Here is a 16,514-nt window from a genome sequence, read left to right as displayed (position 1 = left end):
CTTTAGCGATTCAGGCCCTGCATCACCGCTTCCGGATAGCGCAGCCCGGCCGTGGCACCCGCCGGGAAAATCGCCTCCAGGGCCTGCAATTCGGCGGGGCTCAGCTTCACCTCCAGGGCCGCCACGTTCTCTTCCAGGTATTTGCGTTGTTTGGTCCCGGGAATCGGGATCAGGTAGTCGCCCTGGGCCAGGACCCAGGCCAATGCCAGTTGCCCGGCCGTCACGCCTTTTTCCGCGGCCAACCCTTGCACCTGCTCCACCAGCCGCAGGTTGCGGGCGAAGTTCTCGCCCTGGAAGCGTGGGCTGAAACGCCGATAGTCATCGGCGGCGAAATCGTCCGGGCTCTTCAAGGCTCCGGTCAGGAAACCACGGCCCAACGGGCTGTAGGGCACAAAGGCGATTCCCAGGCGTTGGCAGGCGGCCAGGCAGCCGTTGTCTTCCTGATCACGGCTCCACAGCGAGTACTCGCTTTGCAAGGCGCTGATCGGATGCACCCGATGGGCCCGCTCCAGGGTTTCGGCCGAGGCCTCGCTCAAACCCAGGTAACGAACCTTGCCGGCCTTGACCAGCTCGGCCATGGCGCCGACGGTTTCCTCGATGGCCACTTCCGGGTCGATACGGTGCTGGTAGTACAGGTCCAGGGTCTCCACGCCGAGGCGCTTGAGGGTGCCGTCGATGGCCGTGCGGATGTACTCCGGTTTCCCGCTGACCCCACGGTACGCCGGCCTGGCCGGGTCACGGAGGATGCCGAACTTGCTGGCCAGGAACACCTGGTCGCGTTTGCCGGCGATGGCCTGGCCGATCAGTTCTTCGTTGCTGTGGGGGCCGTACATATCGGCGGTGTCGAGCAGGGTTACGCCCAGTTCCAGGGCCCGATGCAAGGTCGCGGTGGCTTCGCGGGTGTCGCTGCCGGTGGTGTAGAAATCGGTCATGCCCATGCAGCCGAGGCCGATGGCGGAGACCTGTGGGCCGTTCTTGCCGAGTTGACGGGTGTGCATGGTGTGGCTCCTGTGGGATTTCATGCAGTGTGAACCTCGACAAAAGCGCGATAAACCGGCTAAAAGCACTATCACTATTCGTAAAATCCCAATAATGGAGGGCCGATGGATCGCTTCAATGCCATGCGGGTCTTTACCCGGATCGTCGAGCTGGGCGGTTTTGCCAAGGCCGCCGACAGCCTGCAAGTACCCCGGGCCTCGGTGACGGTGCTGGTCAAGCAACTGGAAGCGCACCTGGGGGTGCAACTGTTGCACCGCACCACCCGCCAGGTCAGCACCACCCTCGACGGCGCGGCCTATTACCAGCGCTGCGTGCAACTGCTGGCGGACCTGGAGGAGACCGAAGCGGTGTTTTCCTCTGCCCGGCGCAATCCACGGGGGACCCTGCGGGTCGATATGCCGGCGGGCATCGGGCGTTTGATCGTGATTCCGGTATTGCCCGAGTTCAGCGAGCGTTATCCGCTGATCGACCTGGAAATCGGCCTGAATGACCGGCCCGTGGACCTGATCCGCGACGGTATCGATTGTGTGTTGCGGGGTGGCGAGGCCCTGGACGAATCGCTGGTGGCCCGGCCGCTGGTGCTGGTCGAGCAAGTGACCTGTGCCAGTGCGGCCTATATCGAGCGCATGGGGTTGCCGACGTCACTGGCGGACTTGGCGGGGCATCGGATGGTCGAGTATTTTTCCAGTGTCAGCGGCAAGCGCTTCGGGCTTGAGTTCCAGCAGGGTGGCCAGTTGCAGGCGATCGACCTGCCCAAGCGTCTCTCGGTCAGCAGTGCCGACGGTTACCTGGCGGCGTGTGAAGCGGGTTATGGGTTGGTGCAGATTCCCTATTACCACGTGGTCGAACAACTGCGCAGCGGCCAATTGTGCGAAGTGCTGGGCGATTATCCACCCCCCGGATTACCGCTGAGCGCAATGTATCCGCCCCATCGACAGATGTCGGCGCGGGTGCGGGTGTTTGTCGATTGGCTGGTGGAAATCTGTGCCCGACCGGGTACCGGGTTTAGGCGATGAGGGGACGGTCGATCACCGTCCCCGACAAGAGCGATCAGCGACGGTAGTAGCCACCCCCATCATAGTAACGATGGTCATGATCGTGCCAGCCTCCGCCACGGGGAAAAATGAAGCAACCGCTCAGAGACAAGATGATCAGCAGGGGAATCAACATCGTGATTCGACGAAACATGGATAAATCCTCATGGGTGAAGCCGGGAAGATAAAACCTTTCCCCGGATATACTATGGGACCCCGTTTGCGTCGTTTCATTCATCGGCCTTTGTAGGGCTTTGGTATGGATTCAGATACAAGTCGGATACATTTGTCGTTTCAAGTTTTAACTATTCAGGAATAGGTAATGACTCAATCGCAGCGTCTGAAGTACTCGATTCTGATTTCCCTGGTGGTACTGGGGATCATGTTCGGCCTGTCCTATCTGCAAAACACCGGGGTCATCAGCGAGAAGCTGTTCCAGTACATCGCCATTGGCGTGGCGGTGCTCGTGGTGGTGATCAACGGTGTGATGCGGCGCAAGGTCAAGCCCTGAACTCAGTCGCCGATCTGCGCGCTCTGCGGCATGGAGTCCTGTAACTCCAGGGCCGCGGTCGCATCCGGGTGCAGGCTGTAGCTCTTGTCCGCGTTGAGCACCACGACGCCCTCGCTGCACAGGCGCTTGAGCACCTCGCGCACGCTGAGAAAGGACAGGGGAATGCCCAATTCCAGCAAATGACTGTGAACCCCGCGCACACCCAGCCGGCGCTGATCTTCGTCGGCGCTCAGCAGGGCGTCGATGACTTTGAGTCGGATCAGGCTGGTGCGCAAACCGAAGTGTTTGAGCAACTGACGGATGCGGTTATTACCGCTGCGTTCGGCAGGTTTGGCCAACATGGCGCCCGAGCTGTAGGAAGGATCGCGTTGCAAAGAATTACCGTCCGTTGACCTGTGCTGGTCGTACATGCAAAAACTCCTTTTCAGAGCCTGATCAGGAATGTGATGTCGGCTCTCCTTGATAAGGACGAGCGAGACGGATAAATCATGAAGCCTCGAATGTAGAAAATTTGTCGGTATCAAGTCGCAGACAGGTGATAGCACCTGGATATCCCTCAAGTTTCATGTTCAGACGCCTGTATATCCCTAAATTTTCATATTCAGACTCGTCTTTCATGGGCAGGCATCGGCCGTCCCTTGTTTATTTCCCTCGGTGGCCGCTTTTCCGGGTTGCCGTTCGCTGTTGCACATGCGGTCGCCTGGTGTTCGATATTCCATCAGGAGTCAGTGTGATTATTACCCGCTCGCTATCCAGGCTGTGCCTGGCGACGTTGTTGATCGGCCTGGGCAGTCACGCCCAGGCCCGCGAGGCTGGCGACGCGAGTCGCGAGCTGAACGCCGAGATCCGTCGTACCACCTTTGGCGTGCCGCATATTCGCGCCAGCGACGAGCGCGGGCTGGGCTACGGCATCGGCTATGCCTATGCCCAGGACAATCTGTGCCTACTGGCCAACGAAATCGTCACGGTCAACGGCCAGCGCTCGCGCTACTTCGGCCCCGAACAGATGACCGTCGAACGGCGTGACAACCTCACCAGCGACCTGTTTTTCAACTGGCTCAATACGCCCGAGGCGGTGGCGGCTTTCTGGCAGGCGCAAACCCCGCAGGTCACGCAATTGATCGAGGGTTATGTCGCCGGTTACAACCGCCAGCTCGGCGAGCGCCAGGCCGGGGGCTTGCCGGAGCAGTGCCGAGGGCAGTGGGTGCGGCCGATCACGCCGCAGGACCTGGTCAGGTTGACCCGGCGCCTGCTGGTCGAAGGCGGTGTCGGGCAGTTCGCCGAAGCCCTGGCCGCCGCCACACCACCGCGGCAGACTGCCCAGGTGTCGAGTGCGTCGTTCCAGCTGGCGGCCGAACGCCTGCAACGTTTCGCCCTGGACCGCGGCAGCAATGCGCTGGCGGTCGGCGGCGAGCGTTCGTTCAACGGCCGTGGCCTGTTGCTCGGCAACCCGCATTTCCCTTGGGTCGGTGGCCTGCGTTTCTACCAGATGCACCTGACCATTCCCGGTCAGCTTGACGTGATGGGGGCGGCCTTGCCGGGTCTGCCGATGATCAATATCGGTTTCAACCGGCACCTGGCCTGGACCCACACGGTGGACACGTCCAGGCATTTCACCCTGTATCGGCTGCAACTCGATCCCAAGGATCCGACCCGTTACCTGCTCGACGGACAATCCACGGCGCTGGACAAGCGCCTGGTCAAGGTCGAGGTCAAGCAGGCCGATGGCAGCACCAGGACCGTTGAACGGGTGCTCTACAGCTCGGTGTTCGGGCCGGTGGTGCAATGGCCCGGCAAGCTCGACTGGAACCGTGACGTGGCGTTCAGCCTGCGCGATGCCAACCAGGACAACGACCGGGTGTTGCAGCAGTGGTATGCGATGAACCATGCCGACAACCTTCAGGCGTTGCAGGCATCGGTGCAGCGGATTCAGGGCATTCCCTGGGTCAACACCCTGGCGGTGGATGACCAGGGGAAGGCGCTGTACCTGAACCTGTCGGTGGTGCCTTACGTGGATGCGGCCAAGCTGGCCTTGTGCGGCGATCCCCATGGCAGCGGGCCGCTGGTGGTGCTCGACGGCTCGCGCGCCGCCTGTGCCTGGAACGTGGCGGCGAATGCCGCGCAGAAGGGTATCTTCCCGGCGGACCAGTTGCCGCAACTGGAACGCGGCGACTATCTGCAGAACTCCAACGATTCGGCCTGGATGGTCAATCCGCGGGCGCCGCTCACGGGCTTTTCGCCGCTGGTCAGTCGTGAGGGCGAGCCCCTCGGGCCACGGGCGCGCTTTGCCCTTGAGCGCCTGGCACGGCTGGATCGGCCCGCGGCGATCAAGGTTGCGGACCTGCAGGCGATGGTGATGGACGATCAGGTGTACCTGGCCGGATTGGTGCTGCCGGACCTGCTGCGCTTCTGCGCCGGCGACCTGGGCAGCGATGCCACGACGTTGGCGCCGGTGTGCGCCAGCCTCAAGGACTGGGACGCTCATGCGAACCTGCAAAGCGGGCTGGGCATGGTGCATTTCCAGAACATCATGGCGCACTTGTCCGAAGGCGAGAATTTCTGGCGGGTCAGGTTTGATCCGGCTGATCCGCAGCACACCCCGCGCGGCCTGGCCTTCGAGCAGATCAAGGTGGCCAGGGCGCTGCACGGAGCGATGCTGGCGTCGCTGGAACAGGTGAAGGCGGCGGGACTGACGGCCGCCAGTCACTGGGGCGATGTGCAGCAGGTCAGCCGGGGCGGGCAGCCGGTGCCGGTGCATGGCGGCCCGGCGACCCTGGGCGTGTACAACGCGATTCAGAGTGTGCCGGGGGAGGGCGGCAAGCGCGAAGTCGTCGGTGGCACCAGCTATCTGCAGGTGGTGAGTTTTGACGACAAGGGGCCTCAGGCACTGGGGTTGCTGGCGTTTTCGCTGTCTACTGATCCGGCATCGCCGCATTTCCGCGACCAGACCGAAGCGTTCTCGAAGAAGCAATGGAGTGTGTTGCCGTTCACCGAACAGCAGATCAGGGCGGATGCCGAGTATCAGGCGCAGGTGATTCGCGAACCGCAGAAGTAACATTCGTGGTGAGGCTGAACGCGGTCCCTTGTAGGAACCGGCTTGCCGGCGATGGCGTCCTTCAGGGCGGCAAAAGCTTCGCTGGCAAGCCAAGCTCCTACAGGTTTCACGGTGCTTTCAAGATCCCGTCAGCCCTTCGGGGTATCCTGCGGGATCGCGTTGATCACCGCCTGGCCTTCCTTGTTCTGCGTCAGGTACACCGGCAGCACCTTGGGCAGGGAGGTCAGCAACCGCTGCACTTCCCCGGTGCTGTAGATCCCGCCGATGCGAATCGTCCCGGTGTTCTTGTCGGCCAGCAGCGCCGGGCGCTCAAGGTAGCGGTTGATCAACGGCAGGGCATCGCTCAGCATCAGGTTATCGAGGACCAGTTTGCCATCGCGCCAGGCCAGGTTGGCGTCTTGCGCATAGGTCTGGCTGATCTGCGGCTCATGGTCGCCGGATTTGTAGCGCGCCTGCATGCCCGGGTCCAGGCGATAACCGTCACCAGGGTGGGTGGTATTGCTGCTGACCAGCACCGAGCCTTGCAGCAAGGTCACGCGAACCTGATCCTGATACATCCACACGTTGAACTGGGTTCCGGTGACCCGTACCTGACCCTCGGCGGCCTTCACCACGAAGGGGTGCTCGGCGTCGTGGCGCACCTCGAAATAGGCTTCGCCCTTTTTCAAGGTCACCCGACGCTGATCCTTGTAGTTGCTGTAGGTCAGCCGCGTTCCCAGGTTCAATTCCACCTGGCTGCCATCGGCCAGGGTGACCTGACGCAACTGGTTCGAAGTTTCGAAGCTCTGGTAGGCATTGGGAATCCAACCGAGGCTCCAACCCAGGTAGCCGACGACGGGCACGGCCAGCAGGCTGATGGTCGCGGCCATGGCGTAGCCTTGCCAGCGACGGCGCTTCGCTATCAGGGCCACCACCTGGGGCACGGCCGTCGGCGGTAGTTGATCGGCCACGTCCCAGATTTCCAGCATGGCCTCGTATTCGACGGCATGCAGCGGGTCGGCCTTGAGCCAGGCGGCGAAGGCTTCGCGTTCGGCGCTGGTGCAATCCTCTTCATGCAGCCGCATGCACCAATGCGCGGCAGCGTCGGTGATGGCGTCGTACTCGGCTTCTGAAAGGATCGGTTCGCTCATGAATTCTTCCCTGGTTTCGGCCATTCTAACCCTCGGCAGTCTCTGTCGAGAACAGTGGATGGCAAACAGATCAATTTGATAGCGCGCACTGTGCTTCGAGGATCCTGGAACAGGTTGAGACGTCCGGGTTCGATATTTATTTGGTTAATATCATTCAGTTCCGAAGGTGGCTTTATTCATGATGTCGGCCGGCATGACAATCGGCAGCACACTTTCATGGAGTTCACGTCATGCCCAAGTCCATCGTTGCCGCGTTGCAAATCGGTTCCTTGCCGGGGGGCAAGGGTGACACCCTGGAACAGATCCTCGGCTATGAGCGCGCGATCATCGAGTCCGGCGCCTGCCTGGTGGTGATGCCCGAAGCCCTGTTGGGTGGCTATCCCAAGGGCGAAACCTTCGGCACCCAGTTGGGTTATCGGCTGCCCGAGGGCCGTGAGGCCTTCGCCCGTTATCACGCCAATGCCATCGATGTCCCGGGCGCCGAAACCGACGCGCTGGCGCAGTTGTCCGCTCGCACCGGGGCGAGCCTGGTGCTCGGGGTCATCGAACGCGCGGGTTCTACCTTGTATTGCACGGTGTTGTTCTTCGAACCCCAGGGCGGGCTGGTGGCCAAACACCGCAAGCTGATGCCCACCGGTACCGAGCGGCTGATCTGGGGCAAGGGCGATGGTTCGACGTTGCCGGTGGTGGAAGGCAAGGCCGGGCGGATCGGTTCGGCGGTCTGTTGGGAAAACTATATGCCGCTGCTGCGCACGGCCATGTACGCCAAGGGCGTTGAGGTCTGGTGCGCGCCGACGGTGGATGAGCGGGAGATGTGGCAGGTGACGATGCGCCATATCGCCTGTGAAGGCCGCTGCTTTGTGATCAGCGCCTGCCAGGTCCAGCCTTCGCCGCAGGCACTGGGCGTGGAGGTGGTCAATTGGCCGGCGGAACGTCCGCTGATCAACGGTGGCAGCCTGATTGTCGGGCCCATGGGCGAGGTGCTGGCCGGGCCGTTGGTCGGCGAGGCCGGCCTGCTGACCGCGCAGATCGACACCGAGCAGCTGGTCCGCGCCCGTTATGATTTTGACGTCACCGGCCACTATGCCCGCCCGGATGTGTTCGAGTTGCAGGTCGATGAGCGAGCCAAGCCAGGCGTGCGTTTTATCCAGGACTGATCAGCGCAACCGCTGCCACTCTTCGCGGGTGATTTCCCAGATATCACAGGGTAAACGCCCGCTGACGAAATCCCGTTCCTCGCTGTGCAGCAGGCGCATGCCCTCACGTTCCGAGACCCGCCGCGAGGCCAGGTTGGAGGCGGCCTTGGGCACGCGCATCCGCTCGCGGCCGAGGGTCTCGAACCAATACGCGGTGACGGCGGTACTGGCTTCGCCGATCAGGCCCTGGCCCTGCCATTGGGGAGCGAGCCAGAAGCCGCGGTTGTTGTCGGCTTCGTCCATCAGGCTGATGGCGCCGATCATCTGTTCCGGGGCCGCGCGCAGGCGGATCGACCAGTGCCATTCCACGCCGCGTTCGACAGCGGGCAGGGCGACGTCGCGCAGATAGCTCAGGGCGCCATCTTCGGGATAAGGCCAGGGCACCCGGGCGTTGAGAAACCGCACCACTTCCCAGTGGGGAAAGAGTTGCTGGATGGCGGCGGCATCATCCTGTTGCAAGGGTCGTAGCCGTAGTCGTTCGGTACGGAGTTCGGGAGTGTTCATAAGGGTTTCGGCTTCCTTGTCGAGTGGGACATTAGTTTGACACATTGGATGGAAATTGCCGTTATATTGACGGTCCGCCACTATTACCTACACTTGAATATCACCTGCTACAGCATTTTTCGCAGTCCGTTAGTTTTTCTACGTTAAGGAGAAGACAAATGGCTCGCTCGAAAAACTGGTGGTGGGGTTTGCCGTTACTCGCTTTGCTGTGGTTGGCCGCTCTTTGGATAACAACGCCTGAAGTCGAACAGGATTTGCAGACCCGCGTGGGGAGTGCAACCGATAGCGCTCCCATTGTTGTCGCCGGACGTGACGTGACCCTGCCCAATGCAACATCACAAAACCGCAACGCGGCGGATCAGACGTATGGTGTCAGACAGGTTGTCGGTACCCTGGCCGACCAGCCGGTGAAACCGGCCGATAGTGAGATCGGCACTCCTCCCGAAGTTGTCCCTCCCGCGCCGGTGGCACCGACGCCGCCTGTTGTCGATGAGTCCCAGGCCAATCCACCGAGTTCAGTCGGCATTATTGATGCCAAGGCCTGCGAGCAACAGTTCGATGCGGCCCTGAATCAATACAAAGTGCTGTTCGACACCGCCCAGGACATCTTGTCACCGGCTTCGCAAACGGCGCTGGATGCACTGGTGGCCACGGCCAAACAGTGTCCCGACGAGCAGTTTGAAGTCGATGGCTACACCGACAATACCGGCAACGCCGCCTTCAACCTGGGACTGTCCAAGCGCCGGGCCGACGCCGTGGTCAGTTATCTGGCCAAACATGGCGTTACCCGGGAACATCTGAAGGCTGCGGGATTTGGCGAGGCTGATCCGGTGGCGTCCAACGATACGCCGGAAGGCCAGGCACAAAATCGTCGGATAGAAATAAAGGTAACGGATGACAACGCCATGACCGCCCCGACTGACGCTAAATAACCAGGAGCAACCATCATGAGTTATTTACTTGAACAGTATTGGGGCTGGATGTTGGTGGCCGGGATTCTCGGTTTGCTGGTGGGCTGGATTGTCACTCAGACCGAACGTCATCTCCGTTGGGTCGCCGGTTGGTTGCATGGGGCGTTATGGCTCTTTGCTATCGGTCTGGTGGTCGCCGTGCTCAAGTTGTTACCGGGGCGCGCCGGCTTGTGGCTGGAAACGGCCTTGCTGCTGTTTGCCGCTTACCTGGTCGGTTGCTGGCTCAGCGCCTGGATTCGCTCGATGCTGGCGGCCGATGCCGCCACCAGCACCACGGGCTCGCAACCAGGAACCCGGGCGGCGGCCACCGATGCCGCCGGAGTGGGCAGTCGTCCGCTGGTCATGGAGCAGCCCACCGGCCCCCTCGATAACCTGAAGCTGATTTCCGGGGTGGGTCACAAGAATGAAGCCGTGCTGCACGAGCTGGGCATTTACCGGTTTTCCCAGATTGCCCAGTGGACGGAGCCGCAGGTGCACTGGATCGAGCATTACTTCAGCTTTCCAGGGCGGGTCGAGCGCGAGGATTGGCGAGGTCAGGCGCGGATACTGGCGCAAGGTATCGAGACCGAGTTTGCCAAACGGGTGAGACTGGGTGAAGTCGATACGTCTGAAGATTGAGGCCCCGATGCCCGGTCGCCCGGTGGTCAAGAACACCTGAGGGGCGAGCGCGGTCTTGTGGCGAGCGGGCAAGCCCGTTCGCTGCAAGACCGTTTTCGCTTCAAAATTCGGGTATCTGGCCTTGCTCTGCAATGCCAGCGCGCCGACTTCATCCAGGCCGCTGCGCTACTGACAATTTCTGACAGGGGGCTCTGCTAAGCTGCGGCCCTTGATCCGGCCAGAGGTCGTCCACCGTGTCCCGCACTTCGCGTTTACTCACCTTGCTCCAGGTATTGCGCGCCAAAAGCCGCCCGGCCACCGCCGCGGCCCTGGCCTGCGAGCTGGAGATTTCCGAGCGCACGGTCTATCGCGATATTGCCGAACTCACCGCCCTCGGTGCGCCGATCCAGGGCGAGGCGGGCGTCGGCTACGTCCTGCGCAGCGGTTTGTTCCTGCCACCGCTGATGCTCAATGCCGATGAAACCGAGGCCATCGTCCTCGGCCTGCAATATGTCGATCAACGGGGTGACGAGGTGTTGAGCAAGGCCGCTTCCGATGCCCTGGCCAAGATCGCCGCGGTGCTGGCGCCGCCCGCCCAGGAGGCCCTGCGCAATCCGACCTTGCTGCCGGGGCCGCGGGGCTGTGGCTACCCGGACAATGCGGTGCCGTTGAATGTGTTTCGTCAGGCCATCCGTGACCAGGCCAAGTTGCATATCGACTACGCCGATGTGAACAGGGTGCCCAGCCAGCGGCTGATCTGGCCCCTGGCCCTGGGCTTTATGAACGAGGCGCGGGTGGTGGTCGCCTGGTGTGAGTTGCGCCAGGCCTTCCGGACCTTTCGCACCGACCGCATCGCCACGGCCCGGGAGCAGGGCGAGCGTTATCCGGGCCGGCGCAGCGACCTGCTAAGGCAATGGCGCAAGCTGTTCGACCAGGACGAACACGAACGCTTCACTCCTGACAAGAACTGACGGAGCCCTGTACTAGGATGGCTCCACCTTCTACCAGCAAGGAGCTGTGAACAGCATGACCACTCAAACTTCGGTGCTCGCCCCGGCCATCGAGGCCTATATCAGCGCTGCCAATGCCCGCGACAGTTCGGCGGTGGCGAGTTTCTTCGCCGAAGACGCGAACGTCTTCGATGAAGGCCATCATCGCGTCGGCACCCTCGCCATCGCCCAATGGATGGATGAGACGGCGCGTAAATACCAACCCCGGGTCGAAGTCCTCGACGTCGCGCAACGCACTGGCAAGGTGCTGGTCAAGCAGTTGGTCTCGGGGACTTTTCCCGGCGGCTCGGTGGAGCTGCGCTACGTGTTCCGGCTCAATGAGCAGGGCAAGATCGCGCGGTTGGATATTTCCCTCTAGGACAAGCTGGCATACTGCACGGCTTCCCGGTTGCGAGCCTGCCCGACGCCATGACTGCCGATTCTCCCCTGAGTGCCTACCGCGCTGCCGTCGAGCAGCGCGGCTTTCTCCACGACCAGGCCCAATGGCAGGCGGTGCAGGCCTTGCAGCGCTGCCACGAGGCGTTGCACCAGGGCCTGGTGCCCAAGGGCGTTTACCTCTGGGGGCCGGTCGGGCGCGGCAAGACCTGGCTGATGGATCAATTCCACCAGACCTTGCGCGTGCCGTCGCGGCGCCAGCATTTCCATCACTTCATGGGCTGGGTCCACCAGCGCTCGTTCCAGCTCAGCGGTATCGCCGACCCGCTGCGGGCCCTGGCCCGTGAGCTGGCCGGGGAGGTCCGCGTGCTGTGCTTCGATGAGCTGTTCGTCAGCGATATCGGCGACGCGATCATCCTCGGACGGCTGTTCCAGGTGATGTTCGACGAGGGCGTGGTGATCGTTGCGACCTCCAACCAGCCACCGCGACAGCTCTATGCCGATGGCTTCAATCGCGAGCGTTTCCTGCCGGCGATTGCCGCCATCGAGCAGCATATGGAGGTGGTGGATGTCGACGGCGGCGAGGACCATCGCCTGCATCCGGGGGCCGGCGTGCAGCGTTACTGGGTCGACCCCGAGGGGCAGTCGGCGGGGCTGGTCGAAGCGTTCAAGGTGCTGACCGCCGGGCAGCCGCTGTCCGCCGAACCGGTCGCCATGGGTTATCGGACCCTGGCGGTGGTGCGGGCCTCGCCGACGGTGCTCTGGTGCCGCTATGCCGAGCTGTGCGAGCAGCCCCTGGCGGCCATGGATTTCATGGCGCTGTGTGATCGTTACACGGCGATTTTCTTGAGTGAGGTGCCCAACCTCAGTGCCCGCCAGCGTCCCGGGCGGATCGCCCGCGGCACCGAGGACGCGGCGCGCCGCGTCGATGCCGGTGACCGTGAGTTACCGCAGCTGTCGGTCCATGACGATAGCGTCCGGCGCTTTATCGCCCTGGTGGACGAGTGTTACGACCGCAAGGTGCCGCTGTACATCGCCGCCCAGGTGCCGTTGGAGGCGTTGTACACCGAAGGCTACCTGGCATTCCCGTTTCGCCGCACCCTCAGTCGTTTGCGCGAGATGCAGTTGCAGCGCTTCACCCCGGTATCAGCCTGCCCTGAATAAAAGCGCCGGCCGCCAAGGCCAGCAGGATCAGTAATAGCGCCGGCACCACCCGGCGGGCGAAGGCGCCGCCGCCGCTGGACCAGGCCATGACACACTTGGACAGGGTATTGCTGGCGAGAATCGCCAGAATCGGCAAGCGTGCGTTCTCGGCCGACAGTTGGCCGGATTTGACCAGCGCGGCCACCGACGCCGAAGTCGCATGGGCATCGGCCAGGCCGCCCAGTATCGACGCGGTAAACAATCCGGAGAGGCCAAATCGGGCCTGCATGGCGCTGGTCACGAGAAACAGGCTCGAGATGCCGGCGGCCACCATCAGCGTCAATTTGAGGTTGAAGGCATGGCCGATATTGATCGGCGGGCTCGTGTCCGCGGGAGGGCGTTTCATCAGCCGCAGTGCGTAGGACGCGGCCACCGCGCTGCCCAGCATGAGCGGCAGGCTGAGCTGGACCAGGGTCGCAGGGCTGATGGCGCCGAGCACCAGGCCGAGGAGGATCAGCGTCGCCAGGTTCGACAGGATCGCGGCACTGGCGGCCTGTGGCAGGAGCCCGGGTTGCTGGCGGGCGCGGTTGCCCATGGCGGCGATGGTTGCGACACTCGAGACGAAACCGGAGGCGAATCCGGCCAGGCTCAACCCGTTCCGGACGCCCAGGACCCGGATGGCGATATGCCCCAGGGCGCTGACGCCCATGATCAGCACTGTCAGCAGGCAGATCGAGCGGGGGTTGATGGCCTGATAGGGACCGATAAAGGCGTCGGGCACCAGGGGCATGATTACCAGTGCGGCGGTGGCCAGGATCAGCCCATCCTTGACTTCGGTTTCGCTCAGCTGGTTCAGGGCAAACCGGTGCAGGCTTTGCCGGAAGTTCAGCAGCACGGTCAGAATCACCGCCAGGGCCACCGCCAGTACCGCCTCGCTGTTGCACAAGGCCCCGAGCAGCAGGACCAGCAGCAGTGCGACCCCGGTGGTCATGCCGGGGTTCTGGCTGCGCCGCTTGAAGTAGGCCACGCCGGCGAGCATGGCCAGGGCCACGGTCAGGGTACTGAGCAGCATGGGGCCGCCCAGCAGCAGGCCGACATAACCGAGCAGGGAGGTCAGGGCGAAGGTCCGCAGGCCGGCGAAGTGGCGGTTCGCTCCCTCGCCTTTCTTGCGCTCACGCTCGAACCCGACCAGCAGGCCCAGGCCCAGGGCCGAGGCCAGGTTGGTTGCGTGAGTGATGGTTTCCATGGTGCGCATCCCGCAGTGTTGTCTCAGGGTGAGGGCTGTCGGGCGTCGGGCATTTGATATGCATCAAGGCGGTTGAAGCCCAAGGGAGCCTTTGGTTAGGTCCCCCGCTGGGGCGGCCTTGACGTATATCAAGCTGGCAGGGCCGGCGCGCCTCATCATGGGCGCAATGTCCCGATCCGCCGATAAAGGCGAGATTTGCCGGGTGGTCTGCAAGTCGTGCCACCCTGGGCCGGGAACCTGTTGCCCCAGAGGTGCGCCATGTCCGACTACCATCGTATTCTTTTGCTGGCTCCCGCCGAGATGAACCGCAGCCCCGCCTTCGAGCGGGCCACCGAGCTGGCCCTGTCCACCGGGGCCGCCTTGCATATCCTGGCCTTCGATTATGTGCCGACCCTTGATGTGGCCACGCTATTCGACCAGAAAGCCATGACCCAGGCCCGCGAGGGCTACCTGGACCTGCATCGCCGCTGGCTGCACCATGAGACGGATCGCCTGCGGGGCCGTGGCCTGGATGTGAGTTGCAATATTTTCTGGCGTCATCATCCGCTGCAACCGATCATCGAGTACGTCCGTGATCTGAATATCGACCTGCTGATCAAGGATGTCCACCTGGAATCGGGGCTCAAACGACTGTTCGCCACCCCGCTGGACTGGCAGTTGCTACGTGATTGTCCGGTCCCGGTACATCTGGTGGCGGGTTGCAGCCATCCATTGCCGCGTCATGTCCTGGTGGCGGTGGATCTGGGGAGGGAAAGGGCCGAGGAGTGCTTCAACGACACGCTGGTCCAGGCCGGGCAGGCGTTTGCCCGGCAATGCGCGGCGACGTTCAGCCTGGTGCATGTGCATGACAAGTCCCGGTCCTATGTCCACGAGATGGGCTGGGGCACCTTGCCGATGGCCGAGGGCCTGGAAATGGCCAGCCGTGCCGATGAGCAGCAGGGGTTCAAGGCCCTGGCGGAGCGCAACGGGGTCGGCAAGAACCTGCGGCATTTCCTCACGGGATCGGTTATCGACACCCTCGGCCAGTTCGTCGAGCACAACGGGGTGGATGTGATGGTGATGGGCACCCGCCATTCCCACGGCCTGGACGGCATCCTCGGCAGCACGGCGGAAAATATCCTCTATCGCAGCACTTGCAGCCTGCTGGCCCTGAGCCCGGAACGTCTTGTCTGAAGGGGAATCTGGCGCGGGCCGCGAACAACGGGCCGCGCCATGGTGGAGCGGGAGGCTTTACAGCGACAGCCGATGAATGACCTGGGTCGCATCGTCGGGGTCGCGTTCGCGGCTGAAGTGCAGGGTGTCGGCCAGTTGGCGCATGTGCACGTTGGAGGCGCTGTCGATGGAATACATCCGGGTGAAATGATTGCGCCGCGCGGCTTCGATCAGGTGTTTCATCAGGACCGTGCCCAGGCCGCGATGTTGCCAGTCGTCGGCAACGGTAATGGCGCACTCGCATTCATTCTCGGCACCCGAGGCGGCATAGCGGCTGATCCCCACTTCACGCAGTTGGCCATTGTCATGGACAAGAGCCACGTAGGCGACGCGGTTGTGGGTGTCGACATTCATCAACTGGTTCATCAGGACGGGGCTGGGATCGACGATTTCACCGAGAAAGCGCTGGTGACGGGATTCCGGGGACAGTCGCTGGATAAAGGCCTTTTCCCGCTCACGGTCCTCGACACGCAAGGGCCGGATCAGGACGTGGGTACCGTCCTGCAGGCTTTCGATCCAGTGTTCGCCTGTCACCGAGGAAAAATCGGGCAGGTTCAGGATGGGGCTATTGAGGTCGGGCATGATCAGAACTCCTCGAACAGGTACGGTCGTGGGCCGGTATCGGTGTTCTGTTTCTACGCCATGGCGGGTGCCCGCGCTTGATTCAAGTCAAACACGGGCACAACTGCCTGGTTACAACGGGTTGCCGTGGTGGCCGCAACCGGCGATCAGCGCCTTCAGCCCCCCCACATCAAGTATTTTCACCTCCCGTGCGTGGACCTCCAGCAGGTTCAACTCCCGCAACCGGGCGATGCCGCGGCTGATGGTTTCCAGGCGCAGGCCCAGGTAGGAGCCGATTTCTTCGCGGCGCATTCTGAGGATGAAAGTGAAGGGCGAGTAGCCGCGCAGGGCCAGGCGTTGCGAGAGATTGAGGAAAAACGCCGCCAGGCGCTCATCCGAGTTCATATTGCCCATCATCAGCAGCAAACTGTGGTCCCTGACGATTTCCCGGCTCATCAGTTTGTTCAGGTTGTGCTGCAGGGAGGGCAGGTCCCGGGACAAGCGTTCCAGCTGCGAGAAATGGATCGGGCAGACTTCGCTGTCCTCCAGGGCCACGGCATTGCAGGCGTGGCGGTCTTCGCTGATGGCATCCATGCCGAGCATTTCCCCGGTCATTTGAAAGCCGGTGACCTGCTCGCGGCCATCCTCCGAGGTCAGGGTGGTCTTGAAAAAGCCCAGGCGTACCGCGTACAGGGCGTGCAGCGGATCGCCCTGGCGGTAGAGCGTGTTGCCTTTCTTGATCTTCACGCGTTGCACGATCAGGTCATCCAGGCGCTTGACCTCGGTATCGTTCAAGCCCAGGGGCAGGCACAGTTCCAGCACGCTGCAATTGGCACACGCTGATTTCAGGCCCGAAGGCCTGAGTTTGAGTGCTTCCTGATTGTTCACGGGAGTTCCTCTGCATTAGTAGGGAGAGGGCATCCAATTCGGGTAGAAACACCGATAAAACAGGGGCCGTCGGACGAGCCTA

The 16,514-nt window shown here is 62.6% G+C and carries 17 protein-coding genes; 10 read left to right on the top strand and 7 right to left on the bottom strand.

The features are described 5' to 3' along the window. Positions 1 to 2: 2 nt before the first annotated feature. Entirely contained in the window at positions 3 to 998 is a 996-nt protein-coding gene (locus M5C01_RS00255) for an aldo/keto reductase (RefSeq protein ID WP_103494823.1), read from the bottom strand. A 105-nt stretch (positions 999 to 1,103) separates the two neighbouring features. Between M5C01_RS00255 and M5C01_RS00250 the strand changes: the two genes are divergently transcribed. Both M5C01_RS00250 and M5C01_RS00245 read left to right on the top strand, forming a co-directional pair. Continuing rightward, on the top strand, positions 1,104 to 2,015 hold the full coding sequence (locus tag M5C01_RS00250) for a LysR family transcriptional regulator (protein ID WP_103494822.1): 912 nt from the start codon (positions 1,104 to 1,106) through the stop codon (positions 2,013 to 2,015). A 340-nt stretch (positions 2,016 to 2,355) separates the two neighbouring features. Next, positions 2,356 to 2,544 carry a hypothetical protein gene (locus M5C01_RS00245; RefSeq protein WP_100943910.1) on the top strand — a complete coding sequence of 63 codons (189 nt, stop codon included), beginning with the start codon at positions 2,356 to 2,358 and terminating at the stop codon, positions 2,542 to 2,544. Between the two features lie 2 nt (positions 2,545 to 2,546). Here M5C01_RS00245 and M5C01_RS00240 read toward each other — a convergent pair whose 3' ends face one another. Then, entirely contained in the window at positions 2,547 to 2,954 is a 408-nt protein-coding gene (locus tag M5C01_RS00240; RefSeq protein WP_103494821.1) for a fe2+ zn2+ uptake regulation protein, read from the bottom strand. Between the two features lie 320 nt (positions 2,955 to 3,274). Here M5C01_RS00240 and M5C01_RS00235 point away from each other — a divergent pair, with 320 nt between their 5' ends. Further along, positions 3,275 to 5,599, top strand: a complete 2,325-nt coding sequence (locus tag M5C01_RS00235; protein ID WP_178129719.1) for an acylase — start codon at positions 3,275 to 3,277, stop codon at positions 5,597 to 5,599. A 128-nt stretch (positions 5,600 to 5,727) separates the two neighbouring features. On the opposite strand, the gene M5C01_RS00230 is transcribed toward M5C01_RS00235, so the two are convergent. After that, a complete protein-coding gene (locus M5C01_RS00230) occupies positions 5,728 to 6,729 on the bottom strand; it encodes a FecR family protein (protein ID WP_152736925.1) in 1,002 nt (333 codons plus the stop codon). A 230-nt stretch (positions 6,730 to 6,959) separates the two neighbouring features. On the opposite strand from M5C01_RS00230, the gene M5C01_RS00225 reads away from it, so the two are divergent. Next, positions 6,960 to 7,886, top strand: a complete 927-nt coding sequence (locus M5C01_RS00225) for a carbon-nitrogen hydrolase family protein (RefSeq protein ID WP_152736924.1) — start codon at positions 6,960 to 6,962, stop codon at positions 7,884 to 7,886. Here M5C01_RS00225 and M5C01_RS00220 read toward each other — a convergent pair whose 3' ends face one another. Beyond that, on the bottom strand, positions 7,887 to 8,429 hold the full coding sequence (locus tag M5C01_RS00220; protein WP_152736923.1) for a GNAT family N-acetyltransferase: 543 nt from the start codon (positions 8,427 to 8,429) through the stop codon (positions 7,887 to 7,889). 158 nt (positions 8,430 to 8,587) lie between these two features. Here M5C01_RS00220 and M5C01_RS00215 point away from each other — a divergent pair, with 158 nt between their 5' ends. The 5 genes from M5C01_RS00215 (at position 8,588) to zapE (ending at position 12,546) form a co-directional block, all read left to right on the top strand. Then, positions 8,588 to 9,361, top strand: a complete 774-nt coding sequence (locus tag M5C01_RS00215) for an OmpA family protein (RefSeq protein ID WP_152736922.1) — start codon at positions 8,588 to 8,590, stop codon at positions 9,359 to 9,361. Positions 9,362 to 9,376: 15 nt separating this feature from the next. Continuing rightward, positions 9,377 to 10,018: a hypothetical protein gene (locus M5C01_RS00210; protein WP_152736921.1), complete on the top strand. Its 642-nt coding sequence runs from the start codon at positions 9,377 to 9,379 to the stop codon at positions 10,016 to 10,018. Between the two features lie 233 nt (positions 10,019 to 10,251). Beyond that, a complete protein-coding gene (locus tag M5C01_RS00205) occupies positions 10,252 to 10,968 on the top strand; it encodes a YafY family protein (RefSeq protein ID WP_178129718.1) in 717 nt (238 codons plus the stop codon). A 55-nt stretch (positions 10,969 to 11,023) separates the two neighbouring features. Continuing rightward, entirely contained in the window at positions 11,024 to 11,365 is a 342-nt protein-coding gene (locus M5C01_RS00200) for a nuclear transport factor 2 family protein (protein ID WP_040069438.1), read from the top strand. 50 nt (positions 11,366 to 11,415) lie between these two features. After that, on the top strand, positions 11,416 to 12,546 hold the full coding sequence (gene zapE / locus M5C01_RS00195) for a cell division protein ZapE (RefSeq protein ID WP_103494814.1): 1,131 nt from the start codon (positions 11,416 to 11,418) through the stop codon (positions 12,544 to 12,546). Here the strand turns inward: zapE and M5C01_RS00190 are convergent. Then, positions 12,518 to 13,771, bottom strand: coding sequence for a DUF4010 domain-containing protein (locus M5C01_RS00190; protein WP_103494825.1), 1,254 nt, complete (start codon positions 13,769 to 13,771; stop codon positions 12,518 to 12,520). The genes zapE and M5C01_RS00190 overlap by 29 nt on opposite strands. 258 nt (positions 13,772 to 14,029) lie before the next feature. On the opposite strand from M5C01_RS00190, the gene M5C01_RS00185 reads away from it, so the two are divergent. Next, on the top strand, positions 14,030 to 14,944 hold the full coding sequence (locus M5C01_RS00185) for a universal stress protein (protein WP_152736920.1): 915 nt from the start codon (positions 14,030 to 14,032) through the stop codon (positions 14,942 to 14,944). Positions 14,945 to 15,001: 57 nt separating this feature from the next. Here the strand turns inward: M5C01_RS00185 and M5C01_RS00180 are convergent, their stop codons facing one another. Together M5C01_RS00180 and fnr are read right to left on the bottom strand one after the other, a co-directional pair. After that, positions 15,002 to 15,565 carry a GNAT family N-acetyltransferase gene (locus M5C01_RS00180; RefSeq protein WP_103494812.1) on the bottom strand — a complete coding sequence of 188 codons (564 nt, stop codon included), beginning with the start codon at positions 15,563 to 15,565 and terminating at the stop codon, positions 15,002 to 15,004. 111 nt (positions 15,566 to 15,676) lie between these two features. After that, positions 15,677 to 16,432 (bottom strand): fumarate/nitrate reduction transcriptional regulator Fnr, encoded by a 756-nt coding sequence (gene fnr / locus M5C01_RS00175; RefSeq protein WP_103494811.1) that lies wholly within the window; start codon positions 16,430 to 16,432, stop codon positions 15,677 to 15,679. Positions 16,433 to 16,514: the final 82 nt, after the last annotated feature.

The organism is Pseudomonas sp. MWU12-2319, from assembly GCF_023242525.1.
In the GTDB taxonomy this organism is placed as follows: Bacteria; Pseudomonadota; Gammaproteobacteria; order Pseudomonadales; family Pseudomonadaceae; genus Aquipseudomonas; species Aquipseudomonas gingeri_D.
The sequence above is the reverse complement of the archived record's forward strand: the minus strand, read 5'-3'. Positions and strand labels throughout refer to the sequence as shown.